Origin of the sequence: Pseudomonas sp. EA_15y_Pfl1_P101 (assembly GCF_963970835.1) — a bacterium.
GTDB classification, from domain to species: Bacteria; Pseudomonadota; Gammaproteobacteria; order Pseudomonadales; family Pseudomonadaceae; genus Aquipseudomonas; species Aquipseudomonas tritici.
In genome coordinates, this window is sequence record NZ_CAXAPA010000007.1 from 171,507 (window position 1) to 188,053 (window position 16,547).

The following is a 16,547-nucleotide window of genomic DNA, read 5'->3' on the forward strand; positions in this document are numbered from 1 at the left end:
CCCTAAGGTTTCGAAAGTCTTGTTTTCATTAGCAGGGGAGCGAACCAGCTGACCAGTTGGGTCAACACGAAGACGCCGAATACAGCCAGCGGCGCCAATGGCTTCACACCTGCAAAGGTCAGTGCAAACAGCACTGCCGTCAAAATCAGTTTCCCCGCCTCGCCAGCATAAAAAGACCGGACGATAGCCTGGGCTGCTCGGGCGCCGGAAAACCGAAAGGCCCTGTGAGCAAAATACATATTGGGCAGCAAGGCTATCAGGCCTCCGCAGAGTCCTGAATATCCGGCTACGACTCCATGCCCGTACCAAAGCGCCAAAGCGGCGATCAGTAAAATCACAAATTGAGCCAATAAAACCGGAAAAACGGCCAAGCGATGGAACGGCAACGTGTTTGGCGTGCGGGTTTCCATCACTTTTGCTCCTCAATGGTCGGCTGCCGGAAATCAATAACTTGGCATAATTTGTGCCGACAAAATGCGCGCAGAGTATAGGGGCGGTTCAGCCCCTATTCAACTGCCGGGTAGTGATTTCCGATCGCGCGCTACATGAGCAAATGTTTCAGCGGATGTGAGCAAGAACACCCTGAAGCTCATCCAGCGAGTTATACCCGATAACCAGTTGCCCTTTGCCCTTCTTGCCGTGACGAATTTGCACCGAAGAGCCTAGCCGCTCGGCCAGGCGCTGCTCAAGACGCGCGATATCCGGATCAGGTTTGGCCGTTTCGACCGGTGCAGGTTTGCCGCTGAGCCACTGTCGAACCAGCGCCTCGGTCTGACGAACGGTGAGCCCGCGTGCGACAACGTGTCGCGCCCCCTCAACCTGTTGATTTTCCGGCAAACCGAGCAAGGCACGCGCGTGGCCCATCTCAAGGTCGCCATGGGACAACATGGTCTTGATGACTTCCGGCAATGCGATCAGGCGCAGCAAGTTGGACACGGTCACGCGGGACTTACCCACCGCGTCCGCGACTTGTTGCTGGGTCAACTGGAATTCCTGCTGCAGACGCTGCAAAGCGATCGCTTCTTCGATCGGGTTGAGGTCTTCACGCTGGATGTTCTCGATCAACGCCATGGCGATAGCGGTTTCATCCGGCACATCGCGCACCATCGCCGGGATGGTTTCCTTGCCTGCCTGCTGGCTCGCGCGCCAGCGGCGTTCACCGGCGATGATTTCAAAACGGCCGTCACCAATCGGGCGCACCACGATTGGCTGCATCACGCCCTGGGATTTGATCGAATTAGCCAACTCCTCTAGCGCCTGGGGGTCCATGTCCCGGCGTGGCTGGTATTTGCCGCGCTGGATCAGGTCCAGGGGCAGGTGTTGCAGCTCGCGCTCGTCGGCCTGCACCGCTTGTTCTTCAAGCGATGTGACGGTCGGACCACTCAGCAGTGCATCCAGTCCACGTCCGAGACCTCGTTTCTTGACGGCCATGGGGATTCCTTAAGTTGGCTGGGCTGCAGCTGTGCGTGAGTTGCGGCGTTGGCGACGAACCATCTCGCCGGCCAGTGCCAGGTAAGCAATGGCACCGCGCGACGTTTTGTCATAGGCCAACGCGGGCATGCCATAGCTTGGCGCTTCGGCCAGGCGGATGTTGCGTGGAATCACGGTGTCGTACAACTGCTCGCCGAAGTGTTCCTTGAGCTGCGCGGACACATCGTTCATGAGGCTCAGGCGCGGATCGTACATCGTGCGCAGCAAGCCTTCGATCTGCAGGTTCGGGTTGAGCAACTCGGCGATACGCTTGATGTTATCCACAAGGTCGCTCAAACCTTCCAGTGCGAAGTATTCGCACTGCATGGGGATAATCACCCCATCGGCGGCCACCAACGCGTTGAGCGTGAGCATCGAAAGCGACGGTGGGCAGTCAATCAAAATGTAGTCGTAGTTATCGCGGATCGGCGCCAAGGCGCTGCGCAGACGGCTTTCTTTCATCTGCATTTCAAGCAGCACCACTTCCGCCGCGGTCAAATCGCGGTTCGCCGGCAGCAGTTGATAACCGCCGTGTTCGGAGTAGTGCATGGCCTGGCCCAGGTCGCACTCGCCAATCAGCAAGTCGTAGACTGAGTTCTCCAGGCCGTGTTTATCCACACCGCTACCCATTGTGGCGTTGCCCTGTGGATCGAGATCGATCAACAGCACCCGGCGCTTGGTTGCGACCAGGGATGCTGCGAGGTTGATACAGGTGGTGGTTTTACCCACGCCACCTTTCTGGTTCGCTATCGCGAATACCTTAGCCATTCTTGCTTGTGTTCCCAATCATGCCGTGCGGCGCAGTATCAGCAGATGGCGTTGGCCTTGGCAACCGGGTACGGCCAAGGCGTGTTCGCCATCGAGGTGGAAGTCTGCCGGCAATGCTAACAGCTCGTCGCTGGGATGAACGCCCTTCATTGCCAACCAGCGCGTGTCACGGTCGCCAAGGTGGCGGGTCCAGTTACTGAAGTTCTCCATGCTGCTGAACGCCCTGGAAACAATTCCGTTGAAGGGCTGCTCAGGCGTGAAGTCTTCGACGCGGCTGTGGATAACCTGCAGGTTGTCCAGTTTGAGTTCAAGTTTGACCTGGGTCAGGAAGCGGGTTTTCTTGCCGTTGCTGTCAAGGCAGGTCACTTGCGACTCTGGAAACAGGATGGCTAGCGGGATGCCAGGCATGCCGCCGCCACTGCCCACGTCCAACCAGCGACCGTTTTCGATGAATGGCATCACGCTCAAGCTATCGAGCAAGTGACGCGAAACCATTTCATCAGGATCACGCACGGCAGTCAGGTTGTAAGCCTTGTTCCACTTGATCAACAGGGCCAGGTAGCCCAGCAGCAATTCGTGCTGGGCCGGGGTCAGGTCGATGCTCAACTGGAGCGCACCTGTGGATAACTCTTCGGCGTGTTGCGAGGTAACAGACGAACTCAAGCGCTTTGCTCCAACTGACGGCCCGCGCCGCGTTTTTTCAAATGAATCATCAACAGCGAAATGGCTGCCGGGGTGACACCGGGGATACGTGACGCCTGCCCCAAGGTTTCTGGCCGAGTTATCCCCAGCTTGCTTTGAATTTCTTTCGACAGCCCGGAAATCCCGGTGTAGTCGATATCCACAGGTAGCTTGGTGTTTTCACTGGCGCGCAGCCGAGCGATCTCGTCCTGCTGGCGGTCAATGTAACCGGCGTATTTGGTCTTGATTTCGACCTGCTCGGCAACCTGCGGGTCTTGCGCGCCTTGGCCAGTCACTTCGACCAAGCCTGCGTAGTCGATTTCCGGGCGCGATAGCAGGTTCAGCAAGTTGTATTCGTGGGTCAGCGGCGTGCCGAATTTTTCGGCGATCGCGTCGCCCTGCTCGGTGCCCGGGCGAACCCAAGTGCTTTTCAAGCGCTGCTCTTCAAGCGTAATGCTTTCGCGTTTTTTGCAGAAAGACTCCCAGCGTGCATCATCGACCAGGCCCAGCTCACGGCCTTTTTCGGTCAGGCGCAGGTCGGCGTTGTCTTCGCGCAGGATCAATCGGTATTCCGCCCGGGAAGTGAACATTCGGTACGGTTCCTGGGTACCCAGGGTAATCAGGTCGTCGACCAATACGCCGATGTACGCCTCATCGCGGCGCGGGCACCAGCTGTCTTTGCCTTGCGCGCGCAGTGCCGCGTTTGTCCCGGCCAGCAAACCTTGGGCGCCGGCTTCTTCGTAACCGGTGGTGCCGTTGATTTGCCCGGCGAAAAACAAACCGCCGATGACTTTGGTTTCCAGGCTGTACTTCAGGTCACGCGGGTCGAAGTAGTCGTACTCGATGGCGTAGCCCGGACGCACGATGTGTGCGTTTTCCATACCGCGAATCGACTGCACTATCTGGATCTGTACGTCGAATGGCAGTGAGGTGGAAATCCCGTTCGGGTAAAGCTCGTGAGTGGTCAAGCCTTCGGGCTCGATGAAGACCTGGTGGCTTTCCTTGTCGGCAAAGCGGTGGATCTTGTCTTCAATAGACGGGCAATAACGCGGGCCGATGCCTTCGATCACCCCGGAATACATCGGCGAACGGTCGAGGTTCGCCGCGATGATTTCGTGGGTGCGCGCATTGGTGTGGGTGATCCAGCAGCTGACCTGTTTGGGGTGCTGTTCTTTAGAGCCCATGAACGACATGACAGGGATCGGTGTATCGCCGGCTTGCTCGGTCATCACCGAGAAATCCACCGAACGCCCGTCGATACGCGGCGGTGTCCCGGTTTTCAAACGGCCGACGCGCAGCGGCAATTCACGCAGGCGTTTAGCCAGTGCGATCGAGGGTGGGTCACCCGCACGACCGCCGGAATAGTTCTGCATACCGATGTGGATAAGTCCGCCGAGGAACGTACCGGTGGTCAACACCACGGATTCTGCGTGAAAACGCAGGCCCATCTGCGTGACAACACCGCGTACCTGGTCTTGCTCGACGATCAGGTCATCCGCTGCCTGCTGAAATATCCACAGGTTCGGCTGGTTTTCCAGGGTTTCGCGTACGGCCGCCTTGTACAGGATGCGGTCGGCTTGAGCCCGGGTAGCGCGTACGGCCGGGCCTTTGCGGCTGTTGAGCACGCGAAATTGAATGCCACCTTTGTCAGTAGCCATGGCCATCACGCCCCCAAGGGCGTCGATTTCCTTGACCAGATGGCTTTTACCGATCCCACCAATGGCGGGGTTACAGCTCATGGCGCCGAGGGTTTCCACGTTATGCGTCAACAACAGGGTTTTGACACCCATGCGTGCTGACGCCAGTGCTGCCTCGGTACCGGCATGACCGCCGCCGATGACGATCACTTCAAAACGGGAAGGGAAATCCACCACGCACCTCGTGCCTGCTTATGTAGGTAATCAGGAATTGTCTGTTGAAAGAGATTGGAGCAATGCCGGCAAGTATAGGGACTTAGCCCTTGCTAAAGAACCCTTTGCACAAAATTTAACCAGCTGTGGATGAATCACAGACAATAGAAATTAAAAGAGAGAGATTTATTAAATCTTTGTTTTTATGTTTATTTCTACTGAGCACCTTTTCTGTGGATAGATCTCTATAAGCCTTTATTTACAGTGTGTACAGAGATTCAAAAGTCTGTGGTCATGTGCCAGTGAGGCCCTTGGATAAGCGGCTTAAGCCTGTGGATTAAACAGGTGGTTATCCACAGGCAAGTTTTTACTCAGGTTTCAGGCCTGGTTATCAACTGGGCACAAGGGCGGTTATTCACAGGGCTTAATCCACAGAAATCGGAGCAACAGTTTGAATTTCGCCCATACGGAGGCCAACCCAATCCTCAAATTCGTTGGTAAGCGCAGAAAGTAGAGATCTATTGTGAGAACACCGCAGAGCAGTTAATAATAGCGATTATCATTAACCTACTTCGTCATGCCCTATGTCCCCTTCTTCACACACGGTTGCAGTCCAGCACGTCTATGAGCAGCACCATTCCTGGTTGCACGGGTGGCTCAAAGGGAAGTTGCATAACGCGTGCGATGCCGCCGATGTGGCGCACGATACGTTCGTGCGGATACTAGGCGGACGGCATGCGTCGCAGATCGTTGAACCACGGGACTATCTGGCGACCATCGCCAGGGGCCTAGTGATTGATCGTTATCGCCGGCACGCCATCGAACAGGCCTACAGACAAACACTGGCTGAACGGCCTGAAGCCACCGCCATCAGTGAAGAAGACAAGGCCATCATCATCGAGACGCTGGTGGCTGTGGATAAAGCCCTGTCCAGACTCGGCGAGCGGGCGCGGCGGATTTTCATGTTGTCGCAGATCGAGGGGCTGACTTATCAACAGATCGCCAATCAACTGCAGGTGTCACTGACGACAGTGAAGAAGCACATGATCCGGGCATTGACTGAGTGTTCGCTGATCATGGCCAGCTTGTAATGGCTATTCCCGATCGCAAGACCTTCGAGTCCGCAGCCAGTTGGTATGTGCAATTTCAATCCCAACCGGCTACACCCGCAGAACGCCAGGCCTGGCAGCAATGGCTTAACGATGATCCGGCCCATCAGGCGGCCTGGAACCAGATAGAACAGTTACAGCGCAGTCTTGGCGCCCTGCCCCAGGATTTAACCCGCCGTGCATTGTCGACCACGCAGCAACGTCGCCAGGTACTGAAGTGGATGTTGGTGTTGGGCGGTACCGGGTACTTGGGCTGGAATGTTCAGCCACACACGTCTCTGGGCGATGTATTGGCCGACTACAGGACCTCCGTGGGTGAACGCCGGCGTATCGAATTGGCCGATGGCACGCGGCTTGATCTCAACACCGGCACGGCGATTGATGTGGTGTTCGACGGGCGTCAGCGTTTGATCCGCCTGCGCGAAGGTGAAGTACTTATCCACACGGGAAAATTCGGCGGGCACACGCCCTTTTATGTCGAAACCCGCCAAGGGCGAGTCCAGGCATTAGGTACCCGATTTACCGTGCGCCAGCTGTCGGACACCACACGTGTCGGAGTTCTAGAGGATCGCGTGAGCGTGTCGCCAGGTGACCAGCCCAATCACGGCCGATTGCTCGGAGCAGGTGAAAGCGCTGACTTTGATCGCCAAAACGTAGGGCCAAACAGTGCGTATCGCGGCTCCCAGGCTGCCTGGGTGGATGGCCAGTTGATCGTATTGGATGCTCGGCTCGGGGATGTACTCGACGAGCTCGCGCGTTATCGACCCGGCGTATTGCAATGCGACCTGGCTTCGGCACGTCTGCGCGTTTCCGGTACTTTTCGCCTGGATTCAACGGAAGCGGTACTGGCCAATCTGCAAGCGACCTTGCCGATCAAAGTGAAGTATTTCACTCGCTATTGGGTTTCGGTGAAGCGAATCGGCTGACGGGAAAAATTATCCGTAAGGGGGTTATCTTTTTTTTGCCTGGCGCGGCCCTTCAGGTAATCACGACGCAACCTTCAGGGCTAACCCACCTATGCGCCTCCCTACCAAGTTTCGCCAGCGGCTCTCCTACCACAGTTTGACCGGCAGCCTACTGCTGAGTACTGCAGCCACGGCCGGTGTTTTGCTATCAACCGGCGCCATGGCCGCCAGCGCGGTGCAACACTACGCTATTGCGGCAGGCCCGCTGGATAATGCCTTGAGCCAATTTGCAGCCAGGGCGAATGTGATTCTGTCTTTTTCGCCCCAGCAAACCATACGTTTGAACACGCCGGGGTTGGAAGGTGACTATTCGGTGGATCAAGGCTTTGCGCTGCTGCTGCAAAACTCAGGATTGCAGGCGGTAGTCCAGGCGCCAGGCAGTTATGTTCTGCAGGCCATACCTGCTGGTGAACTCACACTGGCGCCCACCACGGTAAGCACTTATCAACAGGCTGGTTTCAATCAGGAGAACGCCGGTGACGTGGGCTACAAGGCGCAAAACAGTCGTATCGGCACCAAGACCAGCACGCCTTTGTCAGAAACACCGCGTTCGGTTTCGGTTGTCACCGGCCAACGCATCAAGGACCAGAAGTCGCAGACGCTGACTGAAGTATTGGGCTATGTGCCTGGCATCTTCGCCCCCCCTTTTGCGGCCGGCGATGGCTTGGCAGGTGACCTGTTCTTCATCCGCGGTTTCAACGCCACGGATTACGGCTACGGCCTACTGCGAGACGGCCTACGCGTACAAGGCAACCGGTACGACACCACTAGCGAGCCTTACGGCCTAGAACGAGTCGAAGTATTCCGCGGCCCTTCTTCTCTGCTCTACGGTGAAAACGCACCAGGTGGCTTGGTGAACCTGGTCAGTAAACACCCGACCGCCACGCCGCAAGGTGAGGTGCAACTGGGTTACGGCTCAAATAACCGACGCCAAGTGGGTGTGGATATCTCTGGCCCTCTCAATGACAGCGACAACATTCTTGGACGGGTGGTGATGCTTGGCCGCAAGTCCGATACACAGACCGATCACGTCCCGGACGATCGACTCTACATTGCGCCTTCACTGACCCTTAATTTCGACGACTACAACACCCTCACCCTGTTGGCGAATTACCAGAAGGACCACACCAACCTCGAACTTGGCCTACCAGCCGCAGGTACCTTGCTTACAAACCCCAATGGCAAGCTGTCCAAGCACACCATGCTCGGTAACACGGACTGGAACACCTTTGAACGCGAATCCTGGAGTACTGGCTACGAATTCAGCCACAGCTTCAACAACGATTGGCAGTTCCGCCAGAATTCGCGTTATATGCAGTCGCGCATAAACCGTCATGAAACCTGGCCTGGTGCGTTGAATAACCGTGGCTTCGGCACTCAACTGAACATGACCGCCTACGACCGCTACAACAAGTCGATGGTCTACTCCCTGGATAACCAACTGGAAGGCAAATTCCAGGTCGGCGGGCTGGAAAATACCGTGCTGTTCGGCGCGAGCTATGACCGCACCTCGTTCAACCAGGACTGGGACGCGGGCTTTGCCGGGACCATCAATGTGTATAACCCGGTGTACCTGCGAGACCCGCTGACCCCTGTGGCTGTGCAAAACACCTTGCTCGAACAACAGATGAAAGGGGTTTATGCACAGATCCAGAGCAAGTATGACCACTGGTTATTCTTGCTCGGCGGCCGTCAGGACTGGGTCGACAGCGATTTTCGCGACAAGGTGAACAAGGCAAGCAACACAGGCTCCGAGGACCGCAAGTTCACCTACCAGGGTGGGGTGATGTACCAGTTCGACAATGGGCTGACGCCCTATGTCAGCTACTCCACTGCGTTCGTCCCGGTGCAGCAGATTTCCAACGCGGGTTCACCGTTAAAACCGATCACCAGCAGCCAATACGAAGTGGGCGTGAAATACGAGCCGATCGGATGGGATACGGCGATGACGGTTTCGGTGTATGACTTGCGCAAGCAGGACGACACTTACCTCGATGCCACCACCAACAGCTATCGCCAAGTCGGCGAAAGCCAGGCCAAGGGCGTGGAAGTTGAAGTGAACAGCGCCATCACGCCTAACCTGAATGTGACTGCTGCCTACACTTACACTGACGCGCGGATTACCAAGGATTCGGCCACCTCTCTGGTTGAGGGGCGCCAGATGACTGGCGTGCCACGTAACCAAGCGTCGATTTGGGGCAAGTATCGATTCCTCGACAATCAACTCAAAGGTCTGTCCCTGGGGGGTGGTGTGCGCTACTTCGACAGTACGTTTTCCTACACGGCACCCAGCCTTTACGGAAAACTGGATGCCGGCAGCGTGACGCTCGTAGACGCTGCAGTTGGCTATCAAATCGACAAAAACTGGTCAGTCGATTTAAACGCCAAGAACCTGTTCGACAAGGAATATGTGTCTGGTTGCAACGATGCAGGGCGTTGCTATTGGGGGGACAGCCGTACCTTGCTCGGTACGGTGTCTTACACTTGGTAAGGTTGTGGATAACTCGGTTATTTACCGATGCAGAAACTGGAGAAGATCCGGCCCAACAAATCATCGGAACTGAATGCGCCGGTGATTTGCCCCAACAGCTGCTGCGCCTGACGTAAATCCTCAGCCAGCAACTCCCCTGCGCCCGCCAGGGTTAATTGTGCCCGACCGTGTTCCAAGGCTGCGCTCGCGTGGCGCAACGCCTCCAGGTGCCTGCGGCGCGCACTGAAGCTGCTTTCCGAGGTCTGCTCGTAGCCCATGCAGGCCTTGAGGTGATCACGCAGCAATTCCAAGCCATCACCTGCTGACTTTGCGCTGAGGCTGATAGTGACATGGCCATCCGCGCTGGTTTCCATCGCTATGGCTTCACCCGTCAAATCGGCTTTGTTGCGAATCAACGTGACCTTGGCTGGGTCTGGGCGTTGCTCGAGGAATTCCGGCCATAGGGCGAAAGGGTCCACAGCTTCGGGCGCCGTCGCATCCACCACCAGCAACACCCGATCCGCTTCGCTGATGGCCTTAAGGGCGCGTTCCACACCGATCTTTTCGACCTGGTCCTCGGTATCGCGCAAACCCGCAGTGTCAACCACGTGCAGTGGCATGCCGTCGATGTGGATATGTTCGCGCAGGATATCCCGGGTCGTGCCGGCGATCTCAGTGACGATGGCTGCTTCACGTCCCGCCAGTGCGTTGAGCAGGCTGGATTTGCCCGCATTGGGCCGTCCAGCGATCACTACCGTCATTCCATCACGCAACAAAGCGCCCTGCCCGGCTTCGCGCAGCACTGTGGATAACTCGTCGCGAACCTTATCCAGCATCGCCAATACGTGGCCATCGGCAAGAAAGTCAATTTCTTCCTCGGGAAAATCAATCGCCGCCTCGACGTAGATACGCAGGCTGATCAATTGCTCGGTCAAGTGATGCACACGCAGGGAAAACGCTCCCTGCAGCGAGCGCAATGCATTGCGCGCCGCTTGTGCAGAACTGGCTTCGATTAAGTCAGCGATCGCTTCGGCCTGAGCCAGGTCGAGCTTGTCGTTCAAAAACGCGCGTTCGCTGAATTCTCCTGGGCGGGCCAATCGGCAGCCCAATTGCAGGCAGCGCTGCAACAACATATCCAACACGACGGGGCCGCCATGGCCCTGCAACTCGAGGACGTCTTCGCCGGTGAAGGAATTTGGGCCCGGGAAATAAATTGCCAGGCCTTCGTCCAATACGCTTTCGTCAGCATCCAGGAACGCGCCGTAATGCGCATAGCGCGGCTTCAACTCACGACCGCTGATGGCCTTCGCTGCCAAGCCCGCGAGCGGCCCGGAAATTCGAACGATACCGACACCGCCGCGACCTTGAGCGGTAGCGACAGCAGCGATGGTTTCACGAGGAGCGCTCATCAGCAGGTTCCAGAACAAAAGTGACGGAAAGCAAAACGCCCCACTAGGGGGCGTCTTGAGTGGTTATCCACAGAGTAAATTACGCCTCAGCTTTTTTGGTAGCCGCTTCGATTTTACGTGTGATGTACCACTGTTGAGAGATCGACAACACGTTGTTGACTACCCAGTACAGCACCAGACCCGCTGGGAACCACAGGAAGAAGAAGGTGAAGATGATTGGCATCATTTTCATTACCTTGGCCTGCATCGGGTCCGGCGGAGTCGGGTTCAGACGCTGCTGGATAAACATGGTTGCGCCCATGATGATCGGCAGGATAAAGAACGGGTCTTTGATCGACAGGTCGGTTATCCACAGCATGAACGGTGCTTGGCGCATTTCCACGCTTTCTAGGAGTACCCAGTAAAGCGACAGGAATACCGGCATCTGTACCAGAATCGGCAAGCATCCACCCAGCGGGTTGATCTTCTCTTTCTTGTACAGCTCCATCATGGCCTGCGACATTTTCTGCCGGTCATCGCCATGTTGCTCTTTAAGTGCCGCCAGTTTCGGAGCCACGGCACGCATGCGCGCCATCGACTTGTAGCTGGCTGCCGACAGAGGGAAGAAGATCCCTTTGATCAGCATGGTCAGGAAGATAATCGACCAGCCCCAGTTACCGACGATGCTGTGGATATGTTGCAGCAGCCAGAAAATCGGCTGGGCAATGAACCACAGGAAGCCGTAATCCACAGTCAGTTCGAGACCTGGGGACAACTCTTTCAGTACAGCCTGACTTTTAGGACCCGCGTACAGGGTAGCGCTGGTTTCTGCCTTGGCACCTGGAGCAACGGTCAATGCCGGGCCAGTGTAGCCAATGATGTAATTACCTTTGGTGTCCTTGCGAGCCGCAACCACATTGTTCTGGCCAGGCTGAGGAATCCAAGCGGTCACAAAGTAGTGTTGCAACCAAGCAACCCAGCCGCCATTCACGTTATAGGTGATCGGCGCCTTTTGTTTGTCTTCGTTGACCTTGTCGATATCTTTCATCGACACTTTTTTGTACGGCTCCGAACTCGTCCACAGGGCAGCGCCCAGGTAAGTGGCGGTGCCAGTGGCGGTGCTGGAAGACGGATCGGAGCTGGCATCACGCTTGAGCTGCGCAAACATCGCGCCGGTCCATGGCTGAGCGCTCTGATTGTCGATCAAATAGGTGACGACAACGTCGTACAGTCCACGTTTGAGGGTGAACCGCTTGATGTAGTTGACACCGTCCTTGCTGAACTTCAAGTCAACAACCAGTTGGTCCTGGCCGTCGGCCAGTTGGTAACTCTTCTTCTCCGAAGAGAAAACCGGACGACCGGTAGCGCTTGCATCGGGACCGTTGGTGCCGATCAGGCCACTTTGAGCCAGGTAAACACGCTCGCCACCGTTATCGAACAGCTGGAATGGAATTTCCGGGTGATCCTGACGGCGCGGATACAGCGGAAGCGTCAGCTTGGCAACATCGCCACCTTGCGGGTCGATAGCCAGGTCCAATACATCCGTCTTGATCTGGATGAGGTCCGTGCTGGCGGCAACTGGAACTTCGGCAGGTGCGTTTGTCTCGCCCGGTGCACGTGGAATGTCGTCACTGGCGGCAGTTTTGTTGCCACTTACTGTGTCGGGAAGCCCCGCAGGAACAGCATTGGCAGCAACATTCTGAGTCGGCAGGGCAGCTTGGCCGTAGTCCTGGTTCCACTTAAGAACCATGACGTAGGACACGATTGCCAGGGCGACGATCAGGATCGTGCGTTTAATATCCATGATTACTCGGCCATCGAAGAAGAACGGGAGGTAGGGATAGATGGAACCGGGTCATAACCACCGGGATTCCACGGATGACAGCGACCTAAACGACGAAAGGTCAGCCAGCCACCGCGCAGAAGACCATGATTTTCTATGGCCTCTAACGCGTAGCAGGAACAACTGGGGTAGAAACGACAGTGGCTGGCCATCAGAGGACTAATGGCATAGCGATAAAACTGGATCGGAACGATTGCCAGTTTACGCATCAAGGCTGTCTACCCCTACAGTTTCGGTGCTGACTTCTGGTGCTGGCTTGTGGGTACGCGTCAAACGTTTCCATAGCTTGCCGAAATGCTGAATCAATTCGGGGTTTTCTACGTCCCCCAAGCCTTTGCGCGCGACGATAACAATATCCCAACCAACCAGAGTGTCCTGGTGGAGGCGAAACGATTCGCGCATCAGACGCTTGAGGCGATTGCGCTCAACGGAGAGCTTTACGCTCTTCTTGCCGATCACCAACCCAAGACGGGGGTGATCAAGATCGTTGTTACGCGCAAGGAGCAGGAGATTTTTCCCCGGAACCTTGCCGGTGGGGGAGTCAAAGACTGCCTTGAAATGCCGGGGGGTCAGCAAACGCTTTTCCCGACTGAAGTCCTGACTCACCACCAGTACCGGATTATCAAACTGCCAGACGCGCACGACCTTTGGCGCGACGACGCGACAGGACAGCACGGCCGTTCTTGGTAGCCATGCGAGCACGGAAGCCGTGAGTGCGGGCGCGTTTGATGGTGCTTGGTTGGAAAGTACGTTTCATGGCGTTGTTACCTGGTTCGTCCACAACGGGCCGGAATGGCCCCCGTTTTAAGAGACCGGCGATTCTAGAGAAAGCAAGCCTCTAGGTCAATTTCCAACCAGCTTTTCCTTCAATTAGATCTCTAGGCGCCATTTGGCCTTTTCTGTCTGCTTGGCCTTCAAGGGCAGTGGCATAGATATAAAAATAAAGAAGGAAGTTATTTAAAGCTTTTCTGTAAAGCTTATAAAAGCTAGGCAGGCAATCCTCTGTGGATAAGTACCTTTAGCCCACATTCCACGTGATGTACAGAGAATGACAACACGGGGGAGAAACGGTGCTCTGCCTGTGCTGCGCTGTCGGATAAGCTGTGTGTGGAATGGCTTGTTATCCACAGGGCAGTTACCCACAGACTTTAGCCCCCACTTGTACAACGACCTTAGGTACGCTTATCCACAGAGCTTATGCACAGACCATTGGTCGACTTTTTTACCGTTAAGACGTTGATTTTGGCTGGCCTCTGATCAACCTACATGTGGATAAGTGGGCGGCTCGCCGCTACAATGGCGGCTGTTTTTGCCTCACCGGCTTTCAACTTAGGGGATATCCGTGTCAGTGGAACTTTGGCAGCAGTGCGTGGAGCTTTTGCGCGATGAGCTGCCTGCCCAGCAATTCAACACCTGGATCCGTCCGCTACAGGTCGAAGCCGAAGGCGACGAGTTGCGTGTCTACGCGCCCAATCGTTTTGTCCTCGACTGGGTCAACGAGAAGTACCTGAGCCGCGTTCTCGAATTGCTCGACGAACAGGGTAATGGCGTTGCGCCTGTGCTTTCCTTATTAATAGGCAGCAAACGTAGCTCCGCACCTCGTGCTGCGCCGAATGCGCCGTTGGCCGCTGCTGCGTCGCACGCTCAGGCCGCTGCTGCACCGGCCCCCAGTGCACCTGCGCCGACAGCCTCCAAGTCCTCTGCGCAAAAGAATGCAGCACAGCATGAAGAGCCGTCCCGTGACAGTTTTGACCCTATGGCCGGTGCCGCCTCTCAGCAAGCACCGGTTCGCGCTGAGCAGCGCACCGTGCAGGTCGAAGGTGCGCTCAAGCATACGAGTTACCTGAACCGCACATTTACCTTCGAGAACTTCGTTGAGGGTAAATCCAACCAATTGGCTCGTGCAGCTGCCTGGCAGGTAGCCGATAACCCCAAGCACGGCTACAACCCGCTCTTCCTTTATGGCGGCGTTGGCTTGGGTAAGACTCACTTGATGCACGCTGTGGGTAACCACCTATTAAAGAAGAACCCGAATGCCAAGGTCGTGTACCTGCACTCGGAGCGCTTCGTGGCTGACATGGTCAAGGCCTTGCAGCTAAATGCCATCAACGAATTCAAGCGGTTCTACCGGTCGGTTGATGCCTTGCTGATCGATGACATTCAGTTCTTCGCCCGCAAGGAACGTTCCCAGGAAGAGTTTTTCCACACCTTCAACGCCCTGCTAGAAGGCGGCCAACAGGTCATCTTGACCAGTGACCGTTATCCGAAAGAAATCGAAGGCCTGGAAGAACGCTTGAAGTCGCGCTTTGGCTGGGGCCTGACCGTAGCTGTAGAGCCGCCGGAACTGGAAACCCGTGTCGCGATCCTGATGAAAAAGGCCGACCAGGCCAAGGTCGACTTGCCCCACGACGCGGCGTTCTTCATCGCCCAACGCATTCGTTCCAACGTACGTGAGCTGGAAGGCGCGCTCAAGCGGGTTATCGCGCACTCGCACTTCATGGGCCGCGACATCACCATCGAGCTGATTCGCGAATCCCTCAAAGACTTGTTGGCATTGCAGGACAAACTGGTGAGTGTGGATAACATCCAGCGCACTGTGGCCGAGTACTACAAGATCAAGATTTCCGACCTGCTGTCCAAGCGCCGTTCGCGTTCGGTAGCACGTCCCCGTCAGGTGGCCATGGCGCTCTCCAAGGAGCTGACCAACCACAGCCTGCCGGAAATCGGTGATGTGTTTGGCGGGCGTGACCACACGACGGTCTTGCACGCATGCCGCAAGATCAATGAACTTAAGGAATCCGACGCGGATATTCGCGAGGACTACAAGAACCTGCTGCGTACACTGACAACTTGATGACACCAGCGCAGCTTATTAAGGCAAGGGACTAGACCATGCATTTCACCATTCAACGCGAAGCCCTGTTGAAACCCCTGCAACTGGTCGCAGGCGTCGTCGAGCGCCGACAGACCTTGCCGGTGCTTTCCAACGTATTGTTGGTCGTCGAAGGCCAGCAGTTGTCCCTGACCGGTACCGACCTGGAAGTCGAGCTGGTCGGTCGTGTGCAGCTGGAAGAGCCTGCCGAACCTGGCGAGATCACTGTGCCTGCGCGCAAACTGATGGATATCTGCAAAAGCCTGCCGAACGATGCGCTGATCGACATCAAGGTTGATGACGCGAAGTTGGTGGTCAAAGCGGGTCGTAGCCGTTTCACCCTCTCTACTTTGCCAGCCAATGATTTCCCGACCGTAGAAGAAGGCCCTGGTTCGCTGACCTGCAGCCTGGAGCAGAGCAAACTGCGTCGCTTGATCGAGCGCACCAGTTTCGCCATGGCGCAGCAGGATGTGCGTTACTACCTCAACGGCATGCTGCTGGAAGTGTCTGAAGGCATCATCCGCGCCGTAGCGACCGACGGTCACCGCCTGGCGATGTGCTCGATGCGCGCCGATATCGGTCAGCCAGACCGTCACCAGGTGATCGTGCCGCGTAAAGGTATCCTCGAACTGGCGCGCCTGCTCACTGAGCCAGAAGGTAATGTCAGCATCGTGCTGGGCCAGCACCATATTCGTGCGACCACCGGCGAGTTCACCTTCACTTCCAAACTGGTCGACGGCAAATTCCCGGACTACGAGCGTGTGCTGCCCAAAGGTGGCGACAAGCTGGTGATCGGTGACCGTCAGGCCCTGCGTGAAGCCTTCAGCCGCACCGCGATTCTTTCCAACGAAAAGTACCGTGGTATTCGTCTGCAACTGGCCAATGGTCAGCTGAAAATCCAGGCCAACAACCCAGAGCAGGAAGAAGCGGAAGAAGAAGTGGGCGTCGACTACAACGGCGGTTCGCTGGAAATTGGCTTCAACGTGAGCTACCTGTTGGATGTGCTGGGTGTGATGACCACTGAACAGGTTCGCCTGATCTTGTCGGACTCCAACAGCAGCGCCCTGGTGCAGGAATCCGATAACGACGACTCTGCTTACGTTGTCATGCCGATGCGCCTGTAATCATGCT

Annotated in this window: 15 protein-coding genes; 5 read left to right on the plus strand and 10 right to left on the minus strand. The window is 56.3% G+C overall.

From position 1 onward, the window contains the following. Positions 1-2: 2 nt before the first annotated feature. The 5 genes from AACY36_RS13195 to mnmG all read right to left on the minus strand — a co-directional run bounded on the left by AACY36_RS13195 (position 3) and on the right by mnmG (position 4,790). Positions 3-410, minus strand: coding sequence for a F0F1 ATP synthase subunit I (locus AACY36_RS13195; protein WP_003177069.1), 408 nt, complete (start codon positions 408-410; stop codon positions 3-5). 148 nt (positions 411-558) lie between these two features. After that, entirely contained in the window at positions 559-1,431 is an 873-nt protein-coding gene (locus tag AACY36_RS13200) for a ParB/RepB/Spo0J family partition protein (protein ID WP_339418531.1), read from the minus strand. Positions 1,432-1,440: 9 nt separating this feature from the next. Next, positions 1,441-2,238: a ParA family protein gene (locus tag AACY36_RS13205; protein ID WP_339418530.1), complete on the minus strand. Its 798-nt coding sequence runs from the start codon at positions 2,236-2,238 to the stop codon at positions 1,441-1,443. 18 nt (positions 2,239-2,256) lie between these two features. Beyond that, entirely contained in the window at positions 2,257-2,901 is a 645-nt protein-coding gene (gene rsmG / locus AACY36_RS13210) for a 16S rRNA (guanine(527)-N(7))-methyltransferase RsmG (protein ID WP_339418528.1), read from the minus strand. Further along, positions 2,898-4,790 carry a tRNA uridine-5-carboxymethylaminomethyl(34) synthesis enzyme MnmG gene (mnmG, locus tag AACY36_RS13215; protein WP_339418526.1) on the minus strand — a complete coding sequence of 631 codons (1,893 nt, stop codon included), beginning with the start codon at positions 4,788-4,790 and terminating at the stop codon, positions 2,898-2,900. The genes rsmG and mnmG overlap by 4 nt, the downstream gene beginning before the upstream one ends. A 563-nt stretch (positions 4,791-5,353) precedes the next feature. On the opposite strand from mnmG, the gene AACY36_RS13220 reads away from it, so the two are divergent. The 3 genes from AACY36_RS13220 to AACY36_RS13230 all read left to right on the plus strand — a co-directional run bounded on the left by AACY36_RS13220 (position 5,354) and on the right by AACY36_RS13230 (position 9,334). Continuing rightward, complete coding sequence (locus tag AACY36_RS13220) at positions 5,354-5,860, plus strand: sigma-70 family RNA polymerase sigma factor (RefSeq protein ID WP_339497225.1); 507 nt, start codon at positions 5,354-5,356, stop codon at positions 5,858-5,860. Further along, a complete protein-coding gene (locus tag AACY36_RS13225; RefSeq protein WP_339418524.1) occupies positions 5,860-6,804 on the plus strand; it encodes a FecR domain-containing protein in 945 nt (314 codons plus the stop codon). The genes AACY36_RS13220 and AACY36_RS13225 overlap by 1 nt, the downstream gene beginning before the upstream one ends. 91 nt (positions 6,805-6,895) lie before the next feature. Beyond that, positions 6,896-9,334, plus strand: a complete 2,439-nt coding sequence (locus AACY36_RS13230) for a TonB-dependent siderophore receptor (protein ID WP_339437532.1) — start codon at positions 6,896-6,898, stop codon at positions 9,332-9,334. A gap of 17 nt (positions 9,335-9,351) precedes the next feature. Here the strand turns inward: AACY36_RS13230 and mnmE are convergent, their stop codons facing one another. The 5 genes from mnmE to rpmH all read right to left on the minus strand — a co-directional run bounded on the left by mnmE (position 9,352) and on the right by rpmH (position 13,301). Continuing rightward, entirely contained in the window at positions 9,352-10,722 is a 1,371-nt protein-coding gene (gene mnmE, locus AACY36_RS13235) for a tRNA uridine-5-carboxymethylaminomethyl(34) synthesis GTPase MnmE (RefSeq protein WP_339418521.1), read from the minus strand. A gap of 79 nt (positions 10,723-10,801) precedes the next feature. Continuing rightward, on the minus strand, positions 10,802-12,505 hold the full coding sequence (gene yidC, locus AACY36_RS13240) for a membrane protein insertase YidC (protein WP_339418520.1): 1,704 nt from the start codon (positions 12,503-12,505) through the stop codon (positions 10,802-10,804). A 2-nt stretch (positions 12,506-12,507) separates the two neighbouring features. Further along, positions 12,508-12,753 carry a membrane protein insertion efficiency factor YidD gene (yidD, locus tag AACY36_RS13245; protein WP_083207160.1) on the minus strand — a complete coding sequence of 82 codons (246 nt, stop codon included), beginning with the start codon at positions 12,751-12,753 and terminating at the stop codon, positions 12,508-12,510. Then, positions 12,746-13,150 (minus strand): ribonuclease P protein component, encoded by a 405-nt coding sequence (gene rnpA / locus AACY36_RS13250; protein ID WP_339497243.1) that lies wholly within the window; start codon positions 13,148-13,150, stop codon positions 12,746-12,748. The genes yidD and rnpA overlap by 8 nt, the downstream gene beginning before the upstream one ends. 16 nt (positions 13,151-13,166) lie before the next feature. Then, positions 13,167-13,301 carry a 50S ribosomal protein L34 gene (gene rpmH / locus AACY36_RS13255; protein WP_003213577.1) on the minus strand — a complete coding sequence of 45 codons (135 nt, stop codon included), beginning with the start codon at positions 13,299-13,301 and terminating at the stop codon, positions 13,167-13,169. A gap of 585 nt (positions 13,302-13,886) precedes the next feature. Here rpmH and dnaA point away from each other — a divergent pair. Both dnaA and dnaN read left to right on the plus strand, forming a co-directional pair. Next, positions 13,887-15,398 carry a chromosomal replication initiator protein DnaA gene (gene dnaA / locus AACY36_RS13260; RefSeq protein WP_339418519.1) on the plus strand — a complete coding sequence of 504 codons (1,512 nt, stop codon included), beginning with the start codon at positions 13,887-13,889 and terminating at the stop codon, positions 15,396-15,398. Between the two features lie 38 nt (positions 15,399-15,436). Continuing rightward, complete coding sequence (gene dnaN / locus AACY36_RS13265; protein ID WP_049710809.1) at positions 15,437-16,540, plus strand: DNA polymerase III subunit beta; 1,104 nt, start codon at positions 15,437-15,439, stop codon at positions 16,538-16,540. Positions 16,541-16,547: the final 7 nt, after the last annotated feature.

Excerpts from the sequence above, each read along its gene's own strand:
- AACY36_RS13195 (WP_003177069.1), bottom strand. The coding sequence starts at position 410 with ATGGAAACCCGCACGCCAAACACGTTGCCGTTCCATCGCTTGGCCGTT.
- AACY36_RS13200 (WP_339418531.1), bottom strand. The coding sequence starts at position 1,431 with ATGGCCGTCAAGAAACGAGGTCTCGGACGTGGACTGGATGCACTGCTG.
- AACY36_RS13205 (WP_339418530.1), bottom strand. The coding sequence starts at position 2,238 with ATGGCTAAGGTATTCGCGATAGCGAACCAGAAAGGTGGCGTGGGTAAA.
- AACY36_RS13220 (WP_339497225.1), top strand. The coding sequence starts at position 5,354 with ATGTCCCCTTCTTCACACACGGTTGCAGTCCAGCACGTCTATGAGCAG.
- AACY36_RS13225 (WP_339418524.1), top strand. The coding sequence starts at position 5,860 with ATGGCTATTCCCGATCGCAAGACCTTCGAGTCCGCAGCCAGTTGGTAT.
- AACY36_RS13230 (WP_339437532.1), top strand. The coding sequence starts at position 6,896 with ATGCGCCTCCCTACCAAGTTTCGCCAGCGGCTCTCCTACCACAGTTTG.
- mnmE (WP_339418521.1), bottom strand. The coding sequence starts at position 10,722 with ATGAGCGCTCCTCGTGAAACCATCGCTGCTGTCGCTACCGCTCAAGGT.
- yidC (WP_339418520.1), bottom strand. The coding sequence starts at position 12,505 with ATGGATATTAAACGCACGATCCTGATCGTCGCCCTGGCAATCGTGTCC.
- yidD (WP_083207160.1), bottom strand. The coding sequence starts at position 12,753 with ATGCGTAAACTGGCAATCGTTCCGATCCAGTTTTATCGCTATGCCATT.
- rpmH (WP_003213577.1), bottom strand. The coding sequence starts at position 13,301 with ATGAAACGTACTTTCCAACCAAGCACCATCAAACGCGCCCGCACTCAC.
- dnaN (WP_049710809.1), top strand. The coding sequence starts at position 15,437 with ATGCATTTCACCATTCAACGCGAAGCCCTGTTGAAACCCCTGCAACTG.